This window comes from Pseudomonas sp. K5002, from assembly GCF_013386655.1.
In the GTDB taxonomy this organism is placed as follows: domain Bacteria; phylum Pseudomonadota; class Gammaproteobacteria; order Pseudomonadales; family Pseudomonadaceae; genus Aquipseudomonas.
On record NZ_JACARK010001163.1, the window covers coordinates 1 to 551 of the forward strand.

Annotated in this window: 1 pseudogene; it reads left to right on the forward strand. The window is 61.3% G+C overall.

Annotated elements, in window-relative coordinates:
• A pseudogene (locus tag HX846_RS34450) lies at positions 1 to 503 on the forward strand (ABC transporter substrate-binding protein); the annotation flags it as partial.
• Positions 504 to 551 lie beyond the last annotated feature (48 nt).

Genomic DNA, 551 nt, shown 5'->3' on the forward strand with positions numbered 1-551 from the left:
CGAGCGTGTTCCTGGAATTGCTCGCCGGCGCCTGGCAGGCACCGGGGCACACCACTGGCAAGAGCGGCATGGGTGAAGTGATCAAGCTGGTGGGCGGGCGCAACATCGCCGCCGACGTGGTGCCGGGGGCGCTGGGAGATATCAGTGTCGAGTACGCGCTGAAAGCTGACCCGGATGTGTATGTGGCCACCGGCAATCACAAGCCCGGGTTGATTCTGGGTGCTGGCGTGAGCAACGAAGACGCGCGTGCCGCGTTTGACGCCGTGCTGGCCCGCCCTGAGTTTGTGAACCTTCGGGCGATTCGTGAGGGCAATTCCCACGGTCTGTGGCATGACTTCTACAACTCGCCGTACAACCTGCTGGCGATTGAAGCGCTGGCCAAGTGGGTGCATCCGGAATTGTTCGCCAAGCTGGATCCCAAGGCGACCATGGAAGCGATGAACCAACAGTTCCTCGGCATGCCGCTGCAGGGTGCTTACTGGATTGATGGCAAGGCCAAGTAACTAAGGCTCACAACCCATTCCCTGCCTGTACACGGTTCCTGTGGGAGC